The organism is Caballeronia sp. J97 (assembly GCF_905220305.1).
GTDB lineage: Bacteria > Pseudomonadota > Gammaproteobacteria > Burkholderiales > Burkholderiaceae > Caballeronia.
Map to the genome: position 1 here is coordinate 168,595 of NZ_CAJMZL010000014.1, position 22,751 is coordinate 191,345.

Genomic DNA, 22,751 nt, shown 5'->3' on the forward strand with positions numbered 1-22,751 from the left:
GAAACGCCGCGCGAAGGAACGCGTTTTCCGGCGTTCTCTTTGGCCGCAGAATACAAAAAGCGCGATGCCGTTCGATACGGCATCGCGCTTTTTCTGTATCGGCCTTCGATCAGAACTTGTGACGCAAGCCGACGCGCGTCACGAACTGCGTGTTCGCACCCGCATTGCCGATGAACGACGACGACGAGCCGATTTCCGCCTGCACCGGCGTACCGTTGTTGCTACCCGACGCCTTCTGGTATGCGCCGATCGCATAGACGTCGGTGCGTTTCGACAGCGCGTAGTCGATCACGGCGTTAACCTGATGCCACTTGCCATCGAAGTTGCCGCCGAGATCCGAGAACGTGTAGCCGAGGCCCCCGCTCAGAGCGGGCGTGAACGCGTACTTGCCGCCGATTTCATAGTTGTTCAGGTTCGACGAAGCGGCGGTGATCGGCTCGAACTTCGTATGCGTCCAGTTCGCCCAGATCGTCGCGGCTGCGATCGTGTAACGCGCACCGACGCCATAGGTTTCGAGGTCGCGCAAGCCGCCCGTGTTCACATTCGCGATGCTCACGCTGAACGGCGGCGTCGCGCCGTTCGGGAAGCGGATGTTCGTGTACGCCGCACCGATGCCGAATGGGCCCTGCGCGTAGTTCAAGCCGAAGCTGTACGCGCTGGACGAGCCTTGCACGGCCGTTGCGCCGGTGCCCGTCGTGGGCGAACCCGCGAAGTTCGTCGAGTTCGAGAAGCCGTACATCGCGCCGAACGTGACGCCGTAGAAGTTGGCGCTGCTGAACTTGACTGAGTTGTTGATGCGGCTCGACGTCAGTTGATCCAGGTCGTTGATGTGATACGCGTAGTTGCCGGCGGGCGTCTGGCTGCCCATCGTGTAACTGCCGCCGAGATAGTCGGTCGAGAACGAGTATTGACGACCGAATGTCAGCGAGCCGAACTCGTTCTTCGTAAGACCGACATACGCCTGACGGCCGAATTCCGCGCCGCCCTGACCGAGCGTGCCGTCGCCGCTGTTGAAGCCGCTTTCGAGCACGAAGATCGCCTTGAGACCGCCGCCTAGATCTTCGGTGCCGCGCAAGCCCCAGCGGCTGCCTTGAGCGACGCCGTCGCCATACTTCACGACGCTGTCATGACCGGTCGAGATCGCGACCTTGTTCGCATACGTGATGCCGGCGTCGATGATCCCGTACAGCGTGACGCTGCTTTGCGCGTGCGCCGCGATGCCGAACGTGCCGAGTACGGCAGCCGATACGATGTGCTTCTTCATTCTTCTTTTCCTTGGTGTTGTCCGCGTGACGCGAAATGCCGCTCGACGCGGCCTGTTGAGGAACGCCGCCGCGCATTCGATGAGCGCGAGCGTGATCGTCCCGGCTTCGCGAGAAATCGCGCGAAGGTCGAGTGCTTAGAGATGTGCAGGGTGCTGCTTCTGGTGAAGCGGAAGAAATCCCGCTGCCGGGCAAGCGGGTGAGCAGCGTTGCCTCGGCGCCCTGAGCCGATGACTTACGCTGTAGTCGATGAAATATAGCGCTTCGTCAGATATTGGTAAATTCGTGTAAGGGATTTTGTATCATTTCATCCACAGTCGTGTCACGAACGGGCATTCGACACGTGCGCCATCGTGCAACTAACGGTCTTGCGTAGAACGCCACGGCTTTCGGACGGGTCCGGACATTGCAACACCATGGCATTCAGGAAACGACCGGGAGACGGTATGTCCGAACACAAGAGCCCCGATGCCTGCCGGGTAGGCGTCGCCTTTATAGAAGCGCAATTGACGGCGCTGTATGCCTACGCGAGTCTGCTGTCCGACTGGATCGAACGCGGTGCGCCGCCGCCGGACTTCGCGAAAGCGCAGCCTTTGCTCGCGCGCAAGCGCTCGCACCCCGAAGCGCACACGCACAGCGAGGACGGCACGCCGACCAAAGGTGCGCCCGCGCAATTCGAGTTGTCGTGGCCGTCTCTCGACACCGCGGACAAGCGCGTCGCCTTCGCACTGATCGTCCCGTGCACAAATGCGATTGTCGCGATTGCAGACTACTTCGACATTCACCGGCTTTCGGCGTCGCGCGCGCCGGAGGTGCAATTTCTCATGCGTCTGCGCGATGCCGCCGCTAACGGCAATACGTTCAGCCTCGCAGGCGACGATTACATGCCGCATGCCGCGTATGCCGGGCTGATCGTCGATCACGCGCTGGACGGCACGCTGCTGTTCAGCGACGGTGTGAAGCCGGGCTTCATCGAATTCGGCGACGTCGTTGGCTTGCTGCGCTATCTGACGAAGGTGTTGAAGAGCATGCAATCGGCAATCAGCGCGGGCGACGCGGGATGACGTCCCGACGAAATTTCGACGCTCAGGCGCGGCCTTTGCGCAGGGTTCGGGGACATCACCTTCGCACACACCAAAAATGGACGAATCGCTGATTTGCCTGAGGAAAAAGATCGCAAAGCAGATCGCGGAGCGTGAGGCGGCGCTCGAATCCCTGCGCGAAAGCGCGACGCTCGCGCAAACGAAGCACGACCGTGAACGCATTCTTCTCACGCTCGCCGTGCTCGACGAGGAGCTTGCGGGATGGAGAAACGTCGCCGCGCGCGTGGAGCAGGCTGTGCTGTTCGAACCGCGCACGTATCGCGCCATTCGCATGCCCGCACTGCGCTGATCATTCGGCTTTGCCACGCGCCGTACAAAGCGGTGCGCCTCTGCGCGACTCTCGAATTTGCTTCACCATGTGGCGAAACCCCGAACCCGTGCGCGCGCATGCCGGCCGACATGACCGGGTGCCGCGCGCTATTCATGGAGAATCGAGATGTCCGCTTCCAACGACAACCACGACACGCCTGTCTGGTTCATCACCGGATGCTCGACCGGCTTCGGCCGCGAACTCGCTTGCGCCGTGATCGACAAGGGCTGGCGTGCGGTCGTCGCCGCACGCAATCCGGATAGCGTCGCGGATCTCGTCGAACGCGGCAAAGGCCGCGCGATCGCGGTGCGTCTCGACGTCACGCGCGCGGACGAAATCAAGTCCGCAATCGACGATGCCTACGCCGCTTTCGATCACATCGACGTGCTCGTGAACAACGCGGGCTTCGGTTATCTCTCGGCAGTGGAAGAGGGCGAGGACGAAGAGGTGCGCGCGATGTTCGAAGCGAATTTCTTCGGCGCGGCGTCGATGATCAAGGCTGTCCTGCCGCGCATGCGCGAGCGTCGCTCGGGCCATGTCGTCAACATCACGTCAGTGGGCGGACTGGTCGGCAATCCGGGCAGTGGTTATTACGCGGCGACGAAGTTCGCGCTCGAAGGTCTGGGCGAAGCGCTCGCGCGCGAAACCGAAGGGCTCGGCATCAAGGTCACCGCGGTCGAGCCGGGCCCGTTCCGCACGGACTGGGCGGGTCGGTCGCTGAAGCAGACGCGCAATCCGATCGACGATTACGCGCAGACCTCGGGCACGCGGCGCGCGGCCATCGCGGAGCGCAGTGGCAAACAACCGGGCGATCCGGCGCGGGCCGCGCAGGTCATCATCGAAGCGGTCACATCGCCCGAGCCGCCCGGGCATCTCGTGCTGGGCGGACCCGGGCTCGAACTGGTGCGCACCAAACTCGCGAAGCTCAACGCCGAGATCGATGCGTGGCAGGCGCGCAGCCAGTGGACGGACAATCCGGATCAGTGATCATGAAGCGGCTTCGCGCGGAAGAACGGCGCATTCTCGCGCTCGTCGCCGACGACGCCGCGCTTCTGCACGTCGCGCCGCCGCATGTGCGCTTCGTGACGACCTCGGCCGGTCCCTGCTACGAAGCCTTGTTCAACCGGATCGAAGTGGATGGCGCCACGCTCGCATTGCCGGAGCCGTTGCTTCGGATCGTCGTGGCGCACGAAGTCGGGCACGCGACGCAACGCAAGGCGATGCTGCTCGATTTCGCGTGCACGGTTCTATCGGTGATGGCGATGTTGTCGATACCGTGCATCGTATTCGCGACCGCGCCCGATGACGAACTCTGGCGCGTAAGCATTCCCGGAGCGGGCTTCGTGCTGGCCTTCTTCGCGTGCCGGAAGTTCTGGCGCACCCACGGCGCAAAGCGCGCGGCCGCTTTCGAACTCGATGCGGACGCCAAAGCCGCGTCGCTTTGCGGTCCGGCATCGGCACTGGCGGCGCTCGAAGCAATGGCGACGCGAGGGCATGTCGACGCCGCGCGCCTCGACGCGATGCGTAGGCGCGTCGCGTCAGCGCCGCGATAGTCGCCGCACGCACTGCGCATTCTGCCCGCACCGATTCGAAGCGGTCCGATATCGCGCGGAGAACCATCATGAAAAAAGGCACGGGCATCCGCGACCGGATACCCGTGCCTTTGCGTGCAGCGCCGCTTTATTGTGTCTGCGAGGCGGGCGGCGGTGTACTCGACTTCTTGTGATGATGTTTCTGGCCTTTCTTGTGATACGCAGGCCGGGCCTGATTGTTCGGATACTCCGCGGCCGCGAACGACAGCGTCGGCGCCGCGAAAGCCGCCAGCACCAAAAGCACGAGAGATTTCTTCAAGTATGTTTTCATCGGAGACTCGCTTGGAGGAGATGGCCTTTAACAGGGCAAAGCAACATGCGACCGAGACCACGCGGCATCGTCCGGGTTCCTCATCGTGTCGAAGCCGCTGGGACAACAGTATATTGCACAAAAAAGTGCAATTCATCCGTGCATAGGTATAAGGCTTTGAAGCGACGAGAGTTTTTCGCTTCGCACTGCTGCGATCAGTCGGCAGCCATTGCCTTCGGTCCGCGACAATATCATCGACAGCCTCTACTATCGTGCCTGTCTTAAACTCAGGGACGACCCAGTGAAAGAAGATGACATCCGCAGGAATGCGTTCGCCATGCCTGTGTACAATCCCGCCTACCCGCGTCCGCCGTTCCGCTTTCTCAATCGCGAGTACTTCATCATCTCTTACGAGACCGATCTCGACGCGCTGCGCGCCGTGGTCCCGGAGCCGCTCGAAGTGGACAACGGTCTCGTTCATTACGAATTCATCCGCATGCCCGATTCATCCGGCTTCGGCGATTACACGGAAAGCGGCCAGGTGATCTCCGTCATCGGTCCGGACGGCAAGAAGGGCAGCTATACGCATGCGATGTATCTCGACGACGAAGGCCCGATCGCGGGCGGTCGTGAAATCTGGGGCTTTCCGAAGAAGCTCGCGTCGCCGCGTCTCGCCGTCGATGGCAAGGACACGCTGCTCGGCACGCTCGATTACGGCTCGCAACGTATCGCCACGGGCACGATGGGCTACAAGTACCGGACGCTCGACCTCGAAACGGAACGCAAGAAGCTCGCCGATGTTCCGAACTATCTTCTGAAAGTCTTGCCGCATGTCGACGGCACCGCGCGCGTCTGCGAACTCGTGCGCTTCTTCTTGCGCGACGTGAACGTCATCGGTGCATGGGAAGGCCCGGCCGCACTCGAACTGCACGCGCATGCGCTCGCGCCGGTCGCGGATCTGCCGGTGCGCAAAGTGGTCGGCGCGCGGCATGTCATCGCGAATCTCACGCTCGATATCGGTGAAGTCGCATACGACTATCTCGCGCCGGCCGACGAGCTCAAGCTCGCCGTCAACCAGTAACTCGGAATAACTTCCGACCACTCCGACAAGGGAACAAGCATATGGCACTACAAGGAAAAGTCGCGCTCGTGACGGGCGCAGCGAGCGGCATCGGCGAACAGACGGCGCGCAAGCTCGCGGCCGATGGCGCGGCGGTCGTGATCGCCGATCTGAATCTCGCGAATGCGCAGAAGGTCGCGGACAGCATCGTCGAAGCGGGCGGCAAGGCGATCGCCGTGTCGATGGACGTGACGAGCGAAGACGCCGTCAACGCGGGCATCGAAGACACGGTCGCGAAGCTCGGCGGCATCGACGTGCTGGTGTCGAACGCGGGCATTCAGATCGTCGCGCCGATCGAAGAATATTCGTACGCCGACTGGAAGAAGATGCTCGCGATCCATCTCGACGGCGCGTTCCTCACGACGAAGGCGGCGATCAAGCATATGTACGCATCGGGCAAGGGCGGTTCGATCATCTATATGGGATCGGTGCACTCTCATGAGGCATCGAAGCTGAAATCGGCGTATGTGACGGCGAAGCACGGCTTGCTCGGGCTTGCGCGTGTCGTCGCGAAGGAAGGCGGCTCGCGCGGCGTGCGCGCCAATGTGGTGTGCCCCGGTTTCGTGCGCACGCCGCTCGTGGAGAAGCAGATTCCCGAGCAGGCCAAGGCGCTGGGCATTTCGGAAGAAGAGGTCGTGAAGAACGTGATGCTGAAGGAAACGGTCGACGGCGAATTCACGACCGTTGCCGATGTCGCGAATACGGTGGCGTTCCTCGCGGGCTTCGAATCGAATGCGCTGACGGGGCAGTCGGTCGTCGTGAGTCACGGCTGGTTCATGCAATAACGATAAGGAGAATCCATGCGCCGCAGTCAACGCAACACACACATGCAGGCGAATCACGTCGCGCTGCCGCATTACGATGACGTTTGCCTCGTGCTGCAAGGCGGCGGCGCGCTGGGTTCCTACCAGGCCGGCGTGTTCGAAGGGCTCGCGGAAGTCGGCGTCGAACCGACCTGGACCTCGGGCATTTCCATCGGCGCGCTGAATACGGCGATCATCGCGGGCAATGCGCCCGAGCATCGCGTGGCCGCGCTGCGCGGCTTCTGGAACACGATCTGCCAGCCCGCGGATCTTATCGGACATGTGGGTGCGTTCATGCCGGCCGCGTTCGGCTTCGCGAACATGGGCCGCACGTTTTCGAGCATGTGGGCGGCGGCGCGCGCGATCGCCGAAGGGCAGAAGGGCTTTTTCTCGCCGCGCGTGCAACTGCCTTCGGTGCAGACGAAGAACAGGCTCCCCAGCGAAGTGAGCTTCTACGACACGTCCGCGTTGCGCTCGACGCTGCTGCAGTTCGCCGATTTCGACCGCATCAACGATGGCGCCATGCACGTATCGGTAGGCGCGGTGAACGTGCGCACGGGCAATCTCGTCTACTTCGACAACAAGACGATGCGTCTCGCGCCCGAGCACTTCATGGCGTCGGGCGCGTTGCCGCCGGGCTTTCCGGCTGTCGAGATCGACGGCGAGTTCTACTGGGACGGCGGCCTCGTGTCGAATACGCCGCTGACCGAGATCTTCCGCGAAAGTCAGCACAAGGACACGCTCGTGTTCCAGGTGGATCTGTGGAGCGCGCGCGGCACGTTGCCGGCCGATTTTCTCGATGTGAGCGAGCGCACGAAGGACATTCAATATTCGAGCAGAACGCGCGCGATCACCGATTTCGTTTCGCACAACCAGAAGCAGGCGCGGCTCATCAAGGAATTGCTGGAGCACGTTCCGGAGAAGGTGCGCAGCTCGCATCCGTTGCTGCTCGAGGCGCAGAAAATCGCGGACGGCGGCGCGGTGAACGTCGTGCATCTCATCTACAAGGACAAGTTCTTCGAAGGTCATTACAAGGACTACGAGTTCAGCAACGACACGATGGATGAGCACTGGGCGAGCGGCCTCGAAGACATTCGCCGCTCATTCGGGCATCCGGAGTGGTTCGAGGTGCCGAGTCATGATCTGGGCTTCGTCACGCATGACGTGCATCGGCATGAGCGCGCGCCGAAAGCGACGCATGCGATGCCGAAGGCCGTATCGAAGAAGCTGGATAATGCGGTCGAAGGCGAAGTCGTTTGAAACCGTGACGGGTTTCATTTACTCTGGCTAGCCTCGTTCCCACGCCTGCGAGCCATGCCATGAGCGACTGGAAACCCGCAAACTACCCCTCCGTCAGCCCCTATCTCGTCTGCGCGAACGCGGAAGCGATCATCACGTTTCTGGAACGCGTCTTCGACGCCGTGCTGGTCCGCCGCTTCGACCGTCCCGATGGCTCGCTGATGCACGCCGAAGTGCGCGTCGACGACAGCATCGTGATGATCGGCGGCGGCGCGACGGATCAGCAATCGCAGGGTCCGCATATCCACGTGTACGTGCGCGACGCACAGGCCGTCTACGATCGCGCGATCCGGAACGGCGCCGAAAGCGTGCAGGCGCCCGCGCGCAAACGTGCCGATGACGACTTCCGCGGCGGCTTCCGCGACGCCGCCGGCACCACATGGTGGGTCGCGACGCAGTGACCGGCTAGCGCTTTCGTCTTTTTGCGCGCGTGGCCGGCGCATTCGATAGCGTGCGCAACGCATCCGTCAGCGTTTTCAGAAACTGATCGACCGCGGGCGGCAGACGCCGCTCGCGCATCGCCGTGACCTGCAGCAAACGCTCGTTGAGCAACGGCTCGTCGATGGGCATGGCGATCAGTGCCGGCGGCCCCGGATCGCCTTCGAGCGCCACTGCGCTGCCGAGCGTGATCGCGCCCGTGAGCGCCGCGAAATGATGCATCGCGCTCGAGTTGTTGCTCGTCATGACCGGCTCCAGATGCACGCCGCGCGCCGAGCAGCACAAGTCGATCAACTGACGCACGGTGGTGCCGCGATCCAGCACGGCGGTCGGATACCGAAGGACGTCGTCGAGCGTGATGCTCGCTTTGCCCGCCAGCGGATGCGTCGGCGGCAGCAGTGCGCAGACCGGCGCCTTCACGCTGTATTCGATGCTCAGCGCCGTCGATGTCGACGTCGAGAACGCGAGCCCGACATCCACTTCGCCGCTCGCCACCCAATGCTCGACCTGGCCGGGCGTACCCGAACGCATTACGAAGCGCGTGCGCGGATGCGCGCGATAATGCGACGCCATCACGCTCGGCAGAAAACAGCGCGTAAATCCTTCCGTGCAGCCGATGCGCACGATCCCGAGCCCGAGCGCATGCCTCTCCGATATCTCGGCGAGCACCGCATCGCCATCCATCAGTGCGCGGCGCGCGTGCTGCACGAGCAGTTCGCCCGCTTCGGTGAGGATCATGCCGCGCGGCATGCGCTCGAATAGCGGCGTGCCCGCCTGTTCCTCCAGCTTCGCGATCTGCCGGCTGATCGCGGACACCGCGACGTGAAGCTGTTCCGATGCCGCCGCGAGCGAGCCCGAGCGCGCGACTTCCACGAAGTATTTGAGTGCGATGCCATGCAGCACGATGGGTCCTTCGAGCGTTGCCTTTTTGGCAATGCTATCCGCAAAATTTGAAATTGTGGCGAATTTTTGGCGTTCCTAGACTGGCCGGAATTGCAGTGGATTTTTTTCCGGAGACGTCGTGAAAGCACCTCAGAACACCCGCGAAACCGCGATCGCCATTGCGTGCGACGCATTCGATTCGGGCGCGTTTTTCGCGGACCTGCAGCGCCGCGTCGCGTTTCGCACCGAGAGCCAGAACGGGCAGAATCCCGCGCTGCATGCCTATCTAACCGATGAGGTCAGCGAGACGCTCGCGCGTCTGAACTTCACGGCGCGCGTCGTCGAGAATCCCGTCGCGGGCGGCCCACCGTTTCTGATCGCCGAGCGTCACGAGTCGGACGGCTTGCCGACCGTGTTGACCTACGGCCACGGCGACGTCGTGCGCGGTTACGACGAGCAGTGGCGCGCGGGGCTGAAGCCGTGGGAGATCGTCGTCGATGAAGACCGCTGGTACGGTCGCGGCACGGCGGACAACAAGGGCCAGCACTCGGTCAACTTCGCGGCGCTCGCGGCCGTGCTGCGGGCGCGCGGAGGCAAGCTCGGCTACAACGTGAAGGTGATCTTCGAGACCGGCGAAGAAATCGGCTCGCCGGGTCTCGATGCGGTCTGCGGCGCGCAACGGCAGGCGCTCGCCGCGGATGTGTTCATCGCTTCCGACGGACCGCGCGTGTCGGCGCAACGTCCGACGCTCTTTCTCGGCTCGCGCGGCGGCGTGCCGTTCGAACTGACGGTCGATCTGCGCGAAGGCGGGCATCACTCGGGCAACTGGGGCGGCGTGCTGCGCAATCCGGCCGTCGTGTTGTCGCATGCGATCGCGAGTCTCGTCGATCGCAACGGGCGCATCGCCGTCGAAGGATTGCGGCCGCCGCCGATTTCCGATGCGGTGCGCGAAGCACTGGCCGATATCGAACTGGGCCGCGACGCAAGCTCGCCCGAGATCGACCCGACCTGGGGCGAGCCGGGCCTCACGCCGACCGAGCGCGTGATCGGCTGGAACGCGCTCGAAGTGCTCGCGATGAAATCCGGCAACGCCGATGCGCCCGTCAATGCGATTCCGCCGTTCGCGAAGGCGGTGTGTCAGTTGCGCTTCGTCGTCGGCACGGATTGGGAAAACCTGCAGACGCATCTCGAACGCCATTTCGCGGCGCACGGCTTCACCGAAGTGACGGTCAGGGCGACGCGCGGCACGCCCGCGACGCGTCTCGACCTGGACGATCCCTGGGTGCACTGGGCGCTCGATTCGATGCGCGCGACGACCGGCAAGAAGCCCGCGTTGCTGCCGAATCTCGGCGGCACCGTGCCCAACGACGTCTTCGCGAAGACGCTCGGCCTGCCGACGCTCTGGGTGCCGCATTCGTATCCCGCGTGCAACCAGCACGCGCCGAACGAGCACGTGCTCGCGTCCGTCATGCGCGAATCGCTCTGCGTGATGGCGGGCCTCTGGTGGGACCTGGGCGACATGGGCGCGGCGATCGTCGCCACGCGTGACGCACATTGATCGAACGCTTTCCATGACACGCTGACATCATGAACAAAAAGCCTCTGAGTCTCACGCAGATCGTGCTCGCGACTTCGGTCGGCAACGCGCTCGAATGGTTCGATATCGCGATCTATGCGTTCTTCGCCGTGTATATCGCGAAGAACTTCTTCCCGGCCGTGAACGAGACGGCGTCGATGCTGCTCACCTTCGGCTCGTTCGGCGCGTCGTATCTGGTGCGGCCGATCGGCGGCATGATCCTCGGCGCATACGCGGACAAGCGCGGGCGCAAGGCGGCGCTGATGATGTCGGTCGGTCTGATGATGATCGGCACGGCGATCATCGCGGTGATCCCGACTTATGCGTCGATCGGATTGATCGCGCCCGCTGGCGTATTCATCGCGCGCCTGATTCAGGGCTTCTCGGCGGGCGGCGAGTTCGGTCCGTCCACGGCGATGCTGATCGAGCACGCGCCCGACCGGCGCGGCCTGCTCGCGAGCTGGCAATTCGCAACGCAAGGGCTCGCGACCTTGCTCGCGTCGATCTTCGGCTTCGCCCTCGCCAAGCTGATGCCCGCCGCGGAACTCGCCGCGTGGGGCTGGCGCATTCCGTTCTTCTTCGGTCTGCTGATCGGGCCGGCGGGCCTGTTCCTGCGCCGCTATCTGGAAGACGCGGCCGATTACACCGAGGCCGAGCATACATCGACGCCGGTCCGCGATGTCTTCACGCAGCAAAAGGCGCTGCTGCTCGTCTCCATCGGCGCGCTGACGGTGTCGACGGCGGTGAACTATCTGCTGCAATACGTGCCGACCTTCGCGATCCGCGAGTTGCATCTCGACGCATCGACGGGTTTCGCCGCGAGCACCGTCGCCGGTTTGATGCTGACGCTGGTGACGCCGTTCGCGGGTCACCTGTCCGACAGGATCGGCCGCGTGAAGCAGATGTCGACGGCCGCGTTGCTGCTCTTCGTGACGGGTTATCCGGCGTTCGCGTATGTCGTGTCGCATGTGTCGGTGCCGGCGCTGTTTGCGCTCGTCGCATGGCTCGCACTGCTCAAGGCGATCTACTTCGGCGCGTTGCCGGCGCTGATGTCGGAGATCTTTCCGGTGTCGACGCGCGCGACGGGCATGTCGATCGGCTACAACATCGGCGTGACGGTGTTCGGCGGCTTCACACCGGCGATCATCATCTGGCTGCTGAGCGCGACGGGCAGCAAGGCGGCGCCGAGCTTCTACATGATGTTCACGGCGGTGATCAGTCTCGCGGCGCTCGCGGCGGTGAGCCGGGGCAAGGCTTACACGAGGCCGACGGGATTCGCGGCGTAGCAATGCCGCAACGAAGGGCACGGGGTCCGCATGGACCTCGTTGCAATTCGATTTCGATCATTTCCTTTTCCGGTACGCACGAGCCGATTGCGATTAGCGTCGTGCACGCGCTGCGCTCTTTGTATCGCACTGTATCCGCACCGAAAGCCGACACACGGCGATTCAGAACCGGCTTTGCGCGAAACACGCCAGATACGTCCGCCAGTTCAAATACCTCCAAGCCGAACGATTCGCAACACGCGGCGGATCAGCAGGACGGCCTTCCATCACACACTCTGGAGGTAAATCATGAAAGTCATTCAATCGCTCGTCGTCGCTGCCGTTCTCGCACTGCCGGTTTTGTCGTTCGCGCAATCGAATCAGCCGATCACCCGTGCGCAAGTGCGCGCGCAACTCGTCGAACTGCAAAAGGCCGGCTATAACCCCGCCAGCGATCAGACGCAATATCCGCAAAACATTCAGGCCGCGCAGGCGCGCGTGGACGCAGCCAACGGCCTGACGGCATACGGCGCGCCGGTGAGCGGCGGCTTCGCGTCGGGCGCGCGTTCGACGGACACGGACGTCATCGGACTCGGTCCGGTTTTCGCGAAACCGTAAGCGCGCAGTTCAAGCGATTTCGAAAGCCCGGACGGCGTGCCCGCCCGGGCTCGATTCTCGTTTCTGGAAATAGCGTATTGCGTTTCGGACTCACGGCCATTCAGGCGATACACTCACGCTGCAAAAATCTCATTTTCCGCGGCATCTGACGCGCGGCGAATGGTGAAGCGCGGAAAATGGGTATCATCCATTTCCGCCCCGCGCGGATTCAGCCGAATGTAACAACGTATCGCAGTTTTTCGAGTGCGACGCCACTGATTTTCGAGGCGCTTATGCCCACAGACGTAGACAACATTACCGACGAGCAGATCGCGTCGATCGCCGATCGCCTGACCGAAGAAGGCCACAAGGTTTCCCCCATGACCGTTTGGGCGGAGGCCCGCAGTGGCTCGCTCGTCGGCATCGCGGCCGGCCTGCAGCGCTGGCGCGAGGCGCGTTCCCCGGACATGCCGCAGCAGCAGGCGCCGACCGGACTTCCCGACGACCTTGCCGAGACGCTCGTGAACGTCGCGCGGCGGCTCTGGACCGTTTCGCGCGACGAAACCGAACGCCTGTACGGTCAGCGTGTGTCCGCCGTGAGCCAAAGGCTTTCGACCGCGCTCGCGGAGCGTGACGAGGCGCTCGCCGAATTCCAGAAGTCCGGCGACGAAGCCGCGAAGAACCGCCAGCAGACGACCGAAATGCTGAGCGCGTTGCGAGCGTCGGAGGACTCCGTCGCGCGCCTGCGCCAGGAAATCGAAGCAGCCACGGCACGCGCGCAGACAGCCGAGATGCGTGTCGAGGAGGCGGCTCGGCGCGCGTCGGCGGAGCAGTCGCAACTGGAAGCCGTGAAAGCGTCGCTGGAGGAAGAGCGGCGCGCGAAAGAAGCGCTGAACGCGGCGCTGACGGCCAAGGACGAGGACATCGCACGCATCGTGCAGGAGCGCGATCAGGTGCGGCACGAGCATAGGGAACTGCAAGCGTCGCTGTCGGGCAAGGACGAAGCGCTCGCGCGCATCGCTGGTGAGCTCGATCAGGCGCGCGAGCAGCACGGCAATCTGCACGCATCGCTAGCGGGCAAGGACGAGGAACTCGCGCGCATCGCCGACGAGCGCGACCAGGCGCGGCAGCAGCACGAGCAATTGAGCGCGTCGCTCGCGGGCAAGGATGAAGCGCTTGCAGGCATCGCGCAGGAGCGCGATAAAGCGCGCCAGGATCACGCGGAACTGTACGCGCTGATGTCGGACCGGGATGCCGAGCTCGCGCGAATCGGCGCGGAGCGCGACGCGGCCCGCCAGCAGCACGAAGCGCTGAGCCTCGCATCGCAGGAGAAATCGGCCGAGGCCGAGCGCTGGTCGCAGGATGCGAACGCCGCCCATGCGCGCGCGCAGGCCGCCGAGACGCAGGCGACCGAACATCTCGCGCGCGTGGCCGCACTGGAAGCGGAATTGAACGACGCGCGCGGCGCGCTTGCAGCGGAGCGCGAAAGCGCCGATGCGCGCAACGCGGAGCTTTCGGCGCAGCGCGACCACGCGGGCCGTGTCAGCGGCGAACTGGACGAAGCCCGCAAGCGGATCAGCGCGTTGATGGAGCAAAAGGCCGAGCAGGGCGCGGAGCTTGCACGCGTATCGAACGATGTGAATGCATCGCGCGAGCGCGCCGAAGCAGCCGAGAAGAACGCGACCGATCTCGCGAAGCGCCTCGTCGAGAAGGAGCAGGCCGAAGAGTCGGAGCTCGCGTCGCTGCAGCGTCAGGTTTCGGCGCAGGCCAAGGCGCATTCGAAGGCCTACGACGACCTTCGCGCCAATGCCGAGCAATGGGTCACCTACGCGAAGGATCTGCGCCAGCGTCTCGACGTGGCCAACGAGAAAATCCTTTTCATCGATGCCCGCAGCACCGGCGAAGTCGCGCTGATGCGCAGGCTCGCGGTCGAACTGGAGCGCCTGAAGCCGGATCACGAACTGGTGTTGCGCGAGGCGCAGCAGAAGCTGATCGGGGACAAGATGGCGCAGCAGCTCGCGCAGAAGGGTTATCGCTACGATCCGGCCACGGCGGTGATGTCGAAGATCGAAACGTGACGCGCTTGTGACAACGGAAACGCGGACCCTCACCGTGACCATCGATCGCGACTGGCGCGAGCTCTACGACGCGATCTGGCGTCCTGAAGTCTTTCCGACGTGGGCGTCGGGGCTGGCGCAGTCGACGCTCGACGACATGGGCGATCGCTGGCGCGCCCGCGGTCCCGAGGGCGACGTGGCGATCCGCTTCACCGGTCACAATGCGTTCGGCGTCATGGATCATCGCGTTCTCTTGCCGGACGGCGCCGAGGTCTACGTTCCATTGCGCGTCTATCAGAACGGCGCGGGCGCTGAAGTGGCGCTCACGCTGTTCCGTCAGCCCGGCATGTCCGATGACCGCTTCGCCGCCGATGCCGACTGGGTCCGCCGCGACCTCGCCACACTTGCCGCGCGTTACGCGAAACCCTGAGCGCGCGTCTCACGGCGTCCACTGATACATCAGGATTTTCGCGCGCGCGTCGTCTTCCAGCAGGACGACGTATTCGCCGTTCGCGCGCCGCGTCGCGCTGATGCCGAGTTCCACATCGACATAACCGCTCGTGCCGCCGACGTTCGCGCCCGGCGTCATGTAGCCGACCGGCGCGCCGGTGCGCGCGTCGTACACATCCACTTTCTGCGTGTATAGCTCCGCGACGAACAGATAATCGCCCGCTGTCGCGACGCCGACCGTCGTCACCGGCGGCGCGCTTGCGGTGTTCCATGGCAGCGCGATCGAATACGTCATGACGGGCGCTCCCGTGCTCCAGTTGTCGTAGCGCGCGAGCACCGGGCCCGCTTCTTTCCAGCGCGATGCGTCATAAGGGATCGTCTGCGTGAAACCCGAGATGTACATCGTGTCCGTTTCGGCGACATAGAGCACGCGTCCGATACGCGTGAAGGGCGCAGGCATCGCGAAGGTCTTCGATGCCGCGTACGAATAGATCGGGTTGCCGAACGCGTCGAAGCCTTGCACCGGCATCTGGCGAATGCCGCTCGTCGGCGTGCCGAACCACACCGCGCCCGCCGAATCGACCCACATGAAGCTGTTGCCGACCGCGCTGCCCGTCGATGGATTGCCGCTGAACTCGTTGCCGCCGGGCCGCCCGTCGCCGTCGATGTCGCGCCACATCCATTCGCCGTAGGACGGCTGATTCGCCGGAAAGCCGCCGGCGATGTTGCCCTGCGCGAACATGCCCGACGGTATCGCGATGCGGCCGTGAGCGGCGTCGAAACGATGCACGTACAACTCGTGCGAATACGGATCGAGCGTGTAGAGATAGGGCCGGTTGCCGTTCAGGCGTCGCACCATCGGCTCGCCGCGCACGGCGCGCCCGATGCGCAGTTCCGGATCGTCGGGATACGTGAAGCGGTCGACCGTGTACGCGGTGTAGGTCCACTGCTTGCCGGGCGGCTTCGTCCAGTCCAGCGTGAAGATTTTCGAGCCGGTGTAGACGGTGTCGGGGGCGGCGGGATCGAAGGCGGCGCCGTCGACGAACACGAGGCCGTCGAGCTCCCACAGCAACGAGCGCGACGCGCCTTTGAATGCCTGCAGCACCGCGCCGCTGCCGACCGAAGCCGAGTTCAGCGCGCGCGGGCCTTCGCCGTTCTGGGCGACATACAGGTTGCCCGCCGCATCGAAGCCGATGCCCGTGATGAAGTTGAAGCGCCCCGCGTCGATGGTGCCCGCGGGCGTGTGGTTCACGCCGTTCAGCGTGCCGAGAGGCGCGGCGGCCTGCAGCGTCGACGCAGTGGTTTTTTTGTACGTGAGAATCTGCTGCGCGGGACCGATATCGGCGATGTAGAGATCGCCGGCCGGCGACAGCGCGATATCGGCGGGAATCGCGCCGCCCGGCAACGCCGGCGCGCCGCCCAGCAACGCGCCCGCCGCCGAATAATGCGCGATGACCGGCTGCCCGGTCAGCGCCCCCGTGATGACCCAGAGCGAGCCGTCCGTATCGAGCGCGATGCGCCCCGGCGACGCGACATCGAACGCGCGCTTGCGGCGCATCGTGATCGCATCGAACACGATGATGCGATTCGCGTATTGATCAGCGACGAAGAGCTCGCTGTCGTTCGCGGCGAGACCGCGGATGGCGGCGTCCGTGCCAGCGGGAACCGTATCGACGATCAGGAAGCTGTTCTTCGCCGCGTTCGCACTGTTGCCCACGCCGCCAGTGAAAGGCGCGCCCTGCGCGATAGTGCCGAGCGCGCGCCGCGTGATGCCGAACCACGTATAGCCGTTGGGCGGATAGTCCGCGCCGACGAGTCCGCCGCCCTGATTGCCGATCGACATCGCGGCGTAAAGATACGCGCCGTTCGACGTGACCGCATCGCCGCCCGCCGCGCCCCAGCCATGCGTTGCGCCCGCGACAGCGATCCGGTCGCCGTTGCGATATGCGGCGATTTCCGCGCCGCTTTCATCCCACGGCGAGTTGGTATAGACGGTGCCGTCCGGCGCGACGTGCAGCGCCTGGATGTCCTGCTGCATCCATTTGCCGTCGCCGAAGCCGAACGTATTGCCAATCCACGACGTCGTGTAGCCGAGTTGCGCCGCGTCGGCGTGCGGCGCGACAGCGAGCGCGATCAGCGAACTCGTCAGAAGGGCCAGGAGTTTCATTGCCCGCATCCTTGCGTCAAAGGCTGTTGATTGGCTTATCGGCTCATTGTCGTGAGGCTTGAGGCCACCGCCGCGGGCTTCGTCATGGCGTGCCCGGCTCGTTGATGGACAGGCGCGTGGCGGCGAAGGTTTCCGCGCGTCGCATGCCGCATGGCGATTCCGGGGCATGCGCCTGCTTGAAAGCCGCTCTGGTCGGGTCTAGGCTTTGGCGAGGGGCCGTCAACCGCATGCGGACCGTCCACTCCTTTTTTGCCCGAGGCCGACATGACCGCGAACACTGCGCCATTCGATACCGAGTTGACCCGCGTGCTCGGCTGCCGTTATCCGATCATTTCCGCCGGCATGGGCGGGCCGGCGCGCGCGGAGCTCGCCTCGGCAGTATCGAATGCCGGAGGCTTCGGACTGCTCGGCATGGTGCGCGAGTCGCCGGAGACGATCGCCGATGAAGTGGCCGCCGTGCGCGCCGCGACGGATCGGCCCTTCGGCGTCAATCTCGTTCCGGCCGGCACGAAGCCCGATCTGCTGGCCGCCGAACTCGATGTATGCCTCGAACTGCGCGTGCCGGCGATGTGCTTTTTCTGGGATGTGTACCCCGATATCGTCGCGCGCGTGAAGGACAGCGGCACGCTCGTGCTGTATCAGGTCGGCTCGCTCGAAGATGCGCTGCGCGCCGAAAAGGCGGGCGCCGATGTGATCGTGGCACAAGGCGTCGAGGCGGGCGGCCACGTGCGCGGCTCGACCGCGATCATCACGCTGCTGCCCGAGATCGCCGCGCATATCCGCGTGCCGGTCGCGGCGTCGGGCGGCATCGCGACGGGCGCGGGCCTCGTCTCCGCGCTTGCGCTGGGCGCGAGCGGCATCCATTGCGGCACGGTCTTTCTGCCGACGCACGAATCCTACGCTCACGATTATCACAAGCAGCGCGTGATCGATGCCTGCGCGGGCGACACCGTCCGCACCGATATCTACGCGATCAACTGGCCCGCCGGTTCGCCGGTGCGCGTGCTCGCGAACAGCGTAACGGACGCGGCGCGCGATCATCTCTTCGGCAACGATCCGTATGCGCTGCCGCGCGAGGTCATCGCGCATGACGAATGGGGGGCGGTCGAAAAGTACAGCACGGTTTCTCCGCTGCGCTCGACGACCGGCGACATGGAAAAGATGGCGCTCTTCGCGGGAGAGTCGTCGGCGCTGGTGAACGAGCGCACGTCGGCCGGCGAAGTCGTCGAACGTCTGATGCGCGAGGCGAACGAGACGCTCGACGCGCTGCTCGCGCGGCGCGAGAAAAGCCCGTCCTGATCCGCGCTTTCCTTCGCCCTCGTGCCGAAGAGATATCATGTGCGCATTCCAAACATGCCGCATGGGCTGGAGAATCACATGGCTGGACCTCAGGAAAGCGTGAGCATGGCGTTGTTCTGCGACTTCGAGAACGTCGCGCTCGGCGTTCGCGATGCGAAGTACGAGAAATTCGATATCAGACCCGTGCTCGAACGCCTGCTGCTGAAGGGAAGCATCGTCGTCAAGAAAGCCTATTGCGACTGGGACCGCTACAAGGGCTTCAAGTCGGCAATGCACGAAGCCAGCTTCGAGATGATCGAGATTCCGCACGTGCGCCAGTCGGGCAAGAATTCCGCCGATATCCGTCTCGTCGTCGATGCGCTCGACCTTTGCTACACGAAATCGCATGTCGATACGTTCGTCATCATCAGCGGAGACTCCGACTTCTCGCCGCTCGTGTCGAAACTGCGCGAGAACGCGAAGAAGGTGATCGGCGTGGGCGTGAAGCAATCGACCTCCGATCTGCTTGTCGCGAACTGCGACGAGTTCATCTTCTACGACGACCTCGTGCGCGAGCAGCAACGCGCGATCGCCAAGCGCGAACAACGCGAAGCGAAGCGCGCCCCCGAAGAGGAGCGCCAGCCGAAGCAGGAGACGGAGTCGCGCAAGTCGCAGGCCATCGCGATAACGGTCGAGACCTTCGAGGCGCTCGCATCGGAGCGCGGCGAGAGCGGCAAGATCTGGGCGTCGGTATTGAAGAGCGCGATCAAGCGACGCAAGCCGGGCTTCAGCGAAACGCAATACGGCTTTCGCGCGTTCGGCAATCTGCTCGATGAAGCGCAATCGCGCGGCCTGCTGGAAGTGGGCCGCGACGATAAATCCGGCGCGTTCGTGTTTCGCTCCGCGCAGACGGCTCAGGTCGCGGCAGTGGACGTGAGGCCGACGGAAGCGCCGCTCGTCGCGAGAGAACACGAAGGCGCGGCGAACGGCCGGCGCAAGGAGAAACGAGGCGCGCGGAAACCGGCGCGCGTGGCCGCGCCGGAGCCCGTCGTGGCCATGGAAGACGCGCCGGTCCGGATCGAACCGGAAGCGCCCGAGCCGCAGGCCGAACCGGCGCCCGCATCGGTTCCGGCGCCGGCGTCGAAAAAGTCAGCGTCGCCGCGTCGCGCGCGCAAGACCGCGACCAAGCCGAAAGTCGATGACCCGCCGCAGGAAGGGGGCGCGGCCACGGCCGAGCCCGAGGCGGAAAAACCGTCGCGCAAGCCGTCATCGCGCGGCAGCCGTTCGCGCAAGGCGCTCGAGAAGGCAAGCGATCAGTAAGCCGGGCCAATCGAGGCCGCGTCAGCCCGTGCGCTGCTCCGCCGCCGCCGACGCTTCCTCGCGCGCGTGCGCCGCCGCGTGTTCTTCGGCGCGCCAGCGTTGCCGCGAGCGATACATCGTCGCGACCGCGATGCGCGCCATCTTCACCCAGCCCGAGTGACGCGGGTCCGCTAACATGCTGAGCGCGCGCGCATAGTCGAGCGTGAGGCCGGGCGTCCACGCCATCGTCGCGGCGCGCTTGCGCACTTGCGCGGCGACCCATAGCTCGGGCGTCGTCATGATGCGAACGAGCGGCTTCCAGCCTCCGCCTTTGCCCCACACCCGCGCCGACGCGCCTTCGATCGCGGCCTCCAGCGCCCGCGCCACGGAACTCGAGCAGTTGCGGTAAGTGAGGTTATAGGTCGTGTCGCGCCGATACTCCTGCCAGAAGCGCGCGAGCCGCGCCGGATCGTAGTTGCGGATGCGCACCTGCTGCGTCGACGGGCACCATGCCTTCGATTCGGTCTCGTAGTCGGGCTGAAACAGGCCGGGCACGTCGTTCTCACGCGTTGCGCGCAGCGTGCGGCTGAACTCGTTCGGCGAGCGGTCGATTTCGACCGCGGGATACAGGCTGATGTACACGCCTTCGGGCGTTTCCAGCGCCGCGTGGCCCGTCGAGATGGTGCCGTTCCTGTCGACGGCGGCGATATAGCGATCGACGATCAACTGCCTTCTCGGCTGCGTCTTCGCGGTGCCGACGGGCGTCCACACGTGCACGGTCAATGCGGCTTCGTCGGGTGCGGGCGGCCCGTCCCAGACTGCGCCGGCGAACGACGGCACGGCCGATGCCGTCTCGTTCTGCGCCGCCGGGTCAGCAAGGCCCTCGACAGCGGGATTGGCCGCCATGCGCCGCACGCGCGCCGCGAGCAGGATCATGTTCCAGCCGCCGAAGAAGAGCCCGAACGCGACGCAATAAGCGACCGTGCCCGCATAGTGATCGGGATAAGGCTGATAGAAGAAGATTGCGATGGCGATTTCGAGCACGCCGCCCGCCATCGCGAGTCGCCATTTGCGGAAGCGGATCACGCGCGCCGAGATGATCTGCAACGCACCGTCGACGAGAAAGAGCGTACCGAAGATCAGCGACAGCACGAAGTTGCCGTGCTCGCCGCCGAACAGCACGAGCAGCGCCGACAGGCAGAACGTCGCGCCTTTCACGTAGCGCAGCTTGCGCTGGCCGCCCATGCCGGTCCAGGCGACGGCCAGCGTGGCGAGGCCTTCGAGCAGCATCAGCAGCACGAAGGGCACGATGGGAAAGTAGAGCGAGCCGTCGAGCGCGTCGGTGAAAATGACGCCGCCGAGCGCGATGCTGAGCAACCCGAGCGTCATCACCGAGCGCCAGCGCGCGCGCAGATAGTCGACGCCGAGAAGAATCATCACGAGCCGAACCATCGCTACCTCCGTCTGGTCATTCGATGCCTGGTGCGGGACACGCGCGGCCACACACTATATAAGGCATTGACGGCGATTTCGGCAAGAATGGCAAACCACAGACGAATGCGCGCGGGGACATGCACGTTGCACGACCCCGCGCGGCATCCTCGACGATGCTCGTGAGAATGCGCGATCAACTGCCGAAGAACGGCTGACAGAAGTCGATCGGCCCGACGCAGGCGTTGTTCATCGCCGCATGCTTCGATGTACCCGAAGCACCGGCTGCGCCCGTGCCGGCCTTGACGCCGCCATAGGCTTGCGCAGCGCCGGCATGTTGCGCGGCGACCCTGGCTTCAGCCGCCTGAATATCCGACGGGTAGTACGGATCGCTCGCGAGCGCGGGGTTGTAGCCTGCATGCTCGACGGCGACGAGATCGGCGCGGACCTGGGCACGCGTGACGGGCCCGTTCGACTGAGCGAATGCGAGAGCGGGCGCGGCGAGTGCTGCGGCAACGAGGGTCAAGCTCAAGAGATGCATTTTCATGATCGGTTCCTAGGTGGGTTTGATGATAAAAACAATACGGAATACGAAATAAACAAACTTGTTCGATTTCTTTCGATAAGGCCGTTGGTCTGTATTCGTGTCGCGACCTCGATGCCAATGTATCGCCCGCTGCGCGCTTCGCCTACACCTACGAAGGGTCGTGCCTGCACCCACCATCGGTGTATCGGCTAAACGTTCGCATCGCGTGTGTGCCGCCGAACGAGCCGTCCGGCTGCATCGCATGCAACGTAAGGATGAGCCACCTCACGCTCGTGTCTGACGCACTCATACGAAGGTGTCATGTCCGGGCGATGCGCAGTGCCGCACGCGAATCAAACCTTGATATGGGTTGACTCAACCAATCGTCGATGGCGTCAACCGAATGTACGGCTAGGCGCGTGGTTTCCGTTTGATTAACTTGGAGTCGAGACACCGGCGCGTCCGCCATCGAACGGACTGGAAGCCCGGTGGCCCGATCCGGGCATGCCCGACGCGGCGCGACGGATCGGTCGCACGCAATTCTTCGACAAGGAGCCGAACATGGCTGAAGCTGCACTCGCTCTCGATCCGTGGGCACAAACGATCTTTCGATTGACGTCGCTGAGCGATGGCGTGAGCGGCGCAGCGCCGTCGCCGAGGCGGGCTTTCGCGCACAGCGTCGATCGCAGCGTCGTCGCGGTGAAGCTGATCGAGCGTCCATCGACGACGACGGTAACGATCGAATGGCGCGATTCGACGCGCTGCTGCTATGGCGACCAGGTGTGGCGTGCGATGCGCGCGCGCGTAGCGGGCGTGTGTGCGATGAGCGGCAGCGAGATTCAGCCGGGCGACCACGTCTACTCGCCGAATCCGCGGCCCGTTCCGGGCAATGCCGGCGCGATGATTCTGGCTTCGGTGCTGGATCGGGAGACATCCTTATGAATCGTTGCGATTCGATGCAGAGACACCGCCCGCGAGGCGGTGTTTTCATATGCGCGCCTCAGAATGGCGTCACGGTCGGCGCGCCGCGTGCATTAAAGTTTTTT

General features: G+C 64.3%; 22 protein-coding genes. 16 read left to right on the top strand and 6 right to left on the bottom strand.

Annotation, left to right across the window (positions count from 1 at the left end):
* Window positions 1–109: 109 nt before the first annotated feature.
* The gene (locus U4Y90_RS19440; protein ID WP_321796899.1) at window positions 110–1,264 is read right to left on the bottom strand and encodes a porin; all 1,155 of its coding nucleotides are present in this window, start codon (window positions 1,262–1,264) and stop codon (window positions 110–112) included.
* A gap of 444 nt (window positions 1,265–1,708) precedes the next feature.
* On the opposite strand from U4Y90_RS19440, the gene U4Y90_RS19445 reads away from it, so the two are divergent.
* The 4 genes from U4Y90_RS19445 to U4Y90_RS19460 all read left to right on the top strand — a co-directional run bounded on the left by U4Y90_RS19445 (window position 1,709) and on the right by U4Y90_RS19460 (window position 4,228).
* Window positions 1,709–2,326, top strand: coding sequence for a hypothetical protein (locus U4Y90_RS19445; RefSeq protein WP_321796900.1), 618 nt, complete (start codon window positions 1,709–1,711; stop codon window positions 2,324–2,326).
* 76 nt (window positions 2,327–2,402) lie between these two features.
* Window positions 2,403–2,654 carry a hypothetical protein gene (locus tag U4Y90_RS19450; RefSeq protein ID WP_321796901.1) on the top strand — a complete coding sequence of 84 codons (252 nt, stop codon included), beginning with the start codon at window positions 2,403–2,405 and terminating at the stop codon, window positions 2,652–2,654.
* A 147-nt stretch (window positions 2,655–2,801) separates the two neighbouring features.
* On the top strand, window positions 2,802–3,662 hold the full coding sequence (locus U4Y90_RS19455) for an oxidoreductase (RefSeq protein ID WP_321796902.1): 861 nt from the start codon (window positions 2,802–2,804) through the stop codon (window positions 3,660–3,662).
* Window positions 3,663–3,664: 2 nt separating this feature from the next.
* Window positions 3,665–4,228 carry a hypothetical protein gene (locus U4Y90_RS19460; protein WP_321796903.1) on the top strand — a complete coding sequence of 188 codons (564 nt, stop codon included), beginning with the start codon at window positions 3,665–3,667 and terminating at the stop codon, window positions 4,226–4,228.
* A gap of 127 nt (window positions 4,229–4,355) precedes the next feature.
* Here U4Y90_RS19460 and U4Y90_RS19465 read toward each other — a convergent pair whose 3' ends face one another.
* The gene (locus U4Y90_RS19465) at window positions 4,356–4,538 is read right to left on the bottom strand and encodes a hypothetical protein (protein ID WP_321796905.1); all 183 of its coding nucleotides are present in this window, start codon (window positions 4,536–4,538) and stop codon (window positions 4,356–4,358) included.
* A gap of 280 nt (window positions 4,539–4,818) precedes the next feature.
* Here U4Y90_RS19465 and U4Y90_RS19470 point away from each other — a divergent pair, with 280 nt between their 5' ends.
* The 4 genes from U4Y90_RS19470 to U4Y90_RS19485 are packed head-to-tail and all read left to right on the top strand — an operon-like array spanning window position 4,819 to window position 8,140.
* Entirely contained in the window at window positions 4,819–5,598 is a 780-nt protein-coding gene (locus tag U4Y90_RS19470) for an acetoacetate decarboxylase (RefSeq protein ID WP_321796907.1), read from the top strand.
* Between the two features lie 41 nt (window positions 5,599–5,639).
* Window positions 5,640–6,422, top strand: a complete 783-nt coding sequence (locus U4Y90_RS19475) for a 3-hydroxybutyrate dehydrogenase (RefSeq protein WP_321796908.1) — start codon at window positions 5,640–5,642, stop codon at window positions 6,420–6,422.
* Between the two features lie 15 nt (window positions 6,423–6,437).
* On the top strand, window positions 6,438–7,700 hold the full coding sequence (locus U4Y90_RS19480; RefSeq protein WP_321796909.1) for a patatin-like phospholipase family protein: 1,263 nt from the start codon (window positions 6,438–6,440) through the stop codon (window positions 7,698–7,700).
* 59 nt (window positions 7,701–7,759) lie between these two features.
* On the top strand, window positions 7,760–8,140 hold the full coding sequence (locus U4Y90_RS19485; protein WP_321796911.1) for a VOC family protein: 381 nt from the start codon (window positions 7,760–7,762) through the stop codon (window positions 8,138–8,140).
* Window positions 8,141–8,144: 4 nt separating this feature from the next.
* On the opposite strand, the gene U4Y90_RS19490 is transcribed toward U4Y90_RS19485, so the two are convergent.
* The gene (locus U4Y90_RS19490; RefSeq protein WP_321796912.1) at window positions 8,145–9,080 is read right to left on the bottom strand and encodes a LysR family transcriptional regulator; all 936 of its coding nucleotides are present in this window, start codon (window positions 9,078–9,080) and stop codon (window positions 8,145–8,147) included.
* A 118-nt stretch (window positions 9,081–9,198) separates the two neighbouring features.
* On the opposite strand from U4Y90_RS19490, the gene U4Y90_RS19495 reads away from it, so the two are divergent.
* The 5 genes from U4Y90_RS19495 (at window position 9,199) to U4Y90_RS19515 (ending at window position 14,984) form a co-directional block, all read left to right on the top strand.
* Window positions 9,199–10,617 carry a M20 family metallopeptidase gene (locus U4Y90_RS19495; protein WP_321796914.1) on the top strand — a complete coding sequence of 473 codons (1,419 nt, stop codon included), beginning with the start codon at window positions 9,199–9,201 and terminating at the stop codon, window positions 10,615–10,617.
* A gap of 26 nt (window positions 10,618–10,643) precedes the next feature.
* A complete protein-coding gene (locus U4Y90_RS19500) occupies window positions 10,644–11,921 on the top strand; it encodes an MFS transporter (RefSeq protein WP_321796934.1) in 1,278 nt (425 codons plus the stop codon).
* Between the two features lie 288 nt (window positions 11,922–12,209).
* Window positions 12,210–12,518: a DUF4148 domain-containing protein gene (locus tag U4Y90_RS19505; protein WP_321796915.1), complete on the top strand. Its 309-nt coding sequence runs from the start codon at window positions 12,210–12,212 to the stop codon at window positions 12,516–12,518.
* Between the two features lie 272 nt (window positions 12,519–12,790).
* Window positions 12,791–14,575, top strand: a complete 1,785-nt coding sequence (locus U4Y90_RS19510) for a DNA-binding protein (RefSeq protein ID WP_321796916.1) — start codon at window positions 12,791–12,793, stop codon at window positions 14,573–14,575.
* A gap of 34 nt (window positions 14,576–14,609) precedes the next feature.
* Window positions 14,610–14,984 (top strand): polyketide cyclase, encoded by a 375-nt coding sequence (locus U4Y90_RS19515; protein ID WP_321796918.1) that lies wholly within the window; start codon window positions 14,610–14,612, stop codon window positions 14,982–14,984.
* A 9-nt stretch (window positions 14,985–14,993) separates the two neighbouring features.
* Here U4Y90_RS19515 and U4Y90_RS19520 read toward each other — a convergent pair whose 3' ends face one another.
* Window positions 14,994–17,171: a hypothetical protein gene (locus tag U4Y90_RS19520; RefSeq protein ID WP_321796920.1), complete on the bottom strand. Its 2,178-nt coding sequence runs from the start codon at window positions 17,169–17,171 to the stop codon at window positions 14,994–14,996.
* Window positions 17,172–17,435: 264 nt separating this feature from the next.
* Here U4Y90_RS19520 and U4Y90_RS19525 point away from each other — a divergent pair, with 264 nt between their 5' ends.
* Entirely contained in the window at window positions 17,436–18,470 is a 1,035-nt protein-coding gene (locus U4Y90_RS19525; RefSeq protein WP_321796921.1) for a nitronate monooxygenase, read from the top strand.
* Window positions 18,471–18,548: 78 nt separating this feature from the next.
* A complete protein-coding gene (locus U4Y90_RS19530) occupies window positions 18,549–19,769 on the top strand; it encodes an NYN domain-containing protein (protein ID WP_321796922.1) in 1,221 nt (406 codons plus the stop codon).
* Window positions 19,770–19,790: 21 nt separating this feature from the next.
* On the opposite strand, the gene U4Y90_RS19535 is transcribed toward U4Y90_RS19530, so the two are convergent.
* Both U4Y90_RS19535 and U4Y90_RS19540 read right to left on the bottom strand, forming a co-directional pair.
* The gene (locus U4Y90_RS19535) at window positions 19,791–21,200 is read right to left on the bottom strand and encodes a DUF308 domain-containing protein (protein ID WP_321796923.1); all 1,410 of its coding nucleotides are present in this window, start codon (window positions 21,198–21,200) and stop codon (window positions 19,791–19,793) included.
* Between the two features lie 175 nt (window positions 21,201–21,375).
* Window positions 21,376–21,726: a DUF4148 domain-containing protein gene (locus tag U4Y90_RS19540; RefSeq protein ID WP_321796925.1), complete on the bottom strand. Its 351-nt coding sequence runs from the start codon at window positions 21,724–21,726 to the stop codon at window positions 21,376–21,378.
* 540 nt (window positions 21,727–22,266) lie between these two features.
* Between U4Y90_RS19540 and U4Y90_RS19545 the strand changes: the two genes are divergently transcribed.
* Window positions 22,267–22,647 carry a DUF3331 domain-containing protein gene (locus tag U4Y90_RS19545; protein WP_321796926.1) on the top strand — a complete coding sequence of 127 codons (381 nt, stop codon included), beginning with the start codon at window positions 22,267–22,269 and terminating at the stop codon, window positions 22,645–22,647.
* The last annotated feature ends 104 nt before the right edge of the window (window positions 22,648–22,751 follow it).

Coding starts and splice junctions, on each gene's coding strand:
- U4Y90_RS19440 (WP_321796899.1), bottom strand. CDS start 1,264: ATGAAGAAGCACATCGTATCGGCTGCCGTACTCGGCACGTTCGGCATC.
- U4Y90_RS19445 (WP_321796900.1), top strand. CDS start 1,709: ATGTCCGAACACAAGAGCCCCGATGCCTGCCGGGTAGGCGTCGCCTTT.
- U4Y90_RS19450 (WP_321796901.1), top strand. CDS start 2,403: ATGGACGAATCGCTGATTTGCCTGAGGAAAAAGATCGCAAAGCAGATC.
- U4Y90_RS19455 (WP_321796902.1), top strand. CDS start 2,802: ATGTCCGCTTCCAACGACAACCACGACACGCCTGTCTGGTTCATCACC.
- U4Y90_RS19460 (WP_321796903.1), top strand. CDS start 3,665: ATGAAGCGGCTTCGCGCGGAAGAACGGCGCATTCTCGCGCTCGTCGCC.
- U4Y90_RS19465 (WP_321796905.1), bottom strand. CDS start 4,538: ATGAAAACATACTTGAAGAAATCTCTCGTGCTTTTGGTGCTGGCGGCT.
- U4Y90_RS19475 (WP_321796908.1), top strand. CDS start 5,640: ATGGCACTACAAGGAAAAGTCGCGCTCGTGACGGGCGCAGCGAGCGGC.
- U4Y90_RS19480 (WP_321796909.1), top strand. CDS start 6,438: ATGCGCCGCAGTCAACGCAACACACACATGCAGGCGAATCACGTCGCG.
- U4Y90_RS19485 (WP_321796911.1), top strand. CDS start 7,760: ATGAGCGACTGGAAACCCGCAAACTACCCCTCCGTCAGCCCCTATCTC.
- U4Y90_RS19505 (WP_321796915.1), top strand. CDS start 12,210: ATGAAAGTCATTCAATCGCTCGTCGTCGCTGCCGTTCTCGCACTGCCG.
- U4Y90_RS19510 (WP_321796916.1), top strand. CDS start 12,791: ATGCCCACAGACGTAGACAACATTACCGACGAGCAGATCGCGTCGATC.
- U4Y90_RS19520 (WP_321796920.1), bottom strand. CDS start 17,171: ATGAAACTCCTGGCCCTTCTGACGAGTTCGCTGATCGCGCTCGCTGTC.
- U4Y90_RS19525 (WP_321796921.1), top strand. CDS start 17,436: ATGACCGCGAACACTGCGCCATTCGATACCGAGTTGACCCGCGTGCTC.
- U4Y90_RS19530 (WP_321796922.1), top strand. CDS start 18,549: ATGGCTGGACCTCAGGAAAGCGTGAGCATGGCGTTGTTCTGCGACTTC.
- U4Y90_RS19535 (WP_321796923.1), bottom strand. CDS start 21,200: ATGGTTCGGCTCGTGATGATTCTTCTCGGCGTCGACTATCTGCGCGCG.
- U4Y90_RS19540 (WP_321796925.1), bottom strand. CDS start 21,726: ATGAAAATGCATCTCTTGAGCTTGACCCTCGTTGCCGCAGCACTCGCC.
- U4Y90_RS19545 (WP_321796926.1), top strand. CDS start 22,267: ATGGCTGAAGCTGCACTCGCTCTCGATCCGTGGGCACAAACGATCTTT.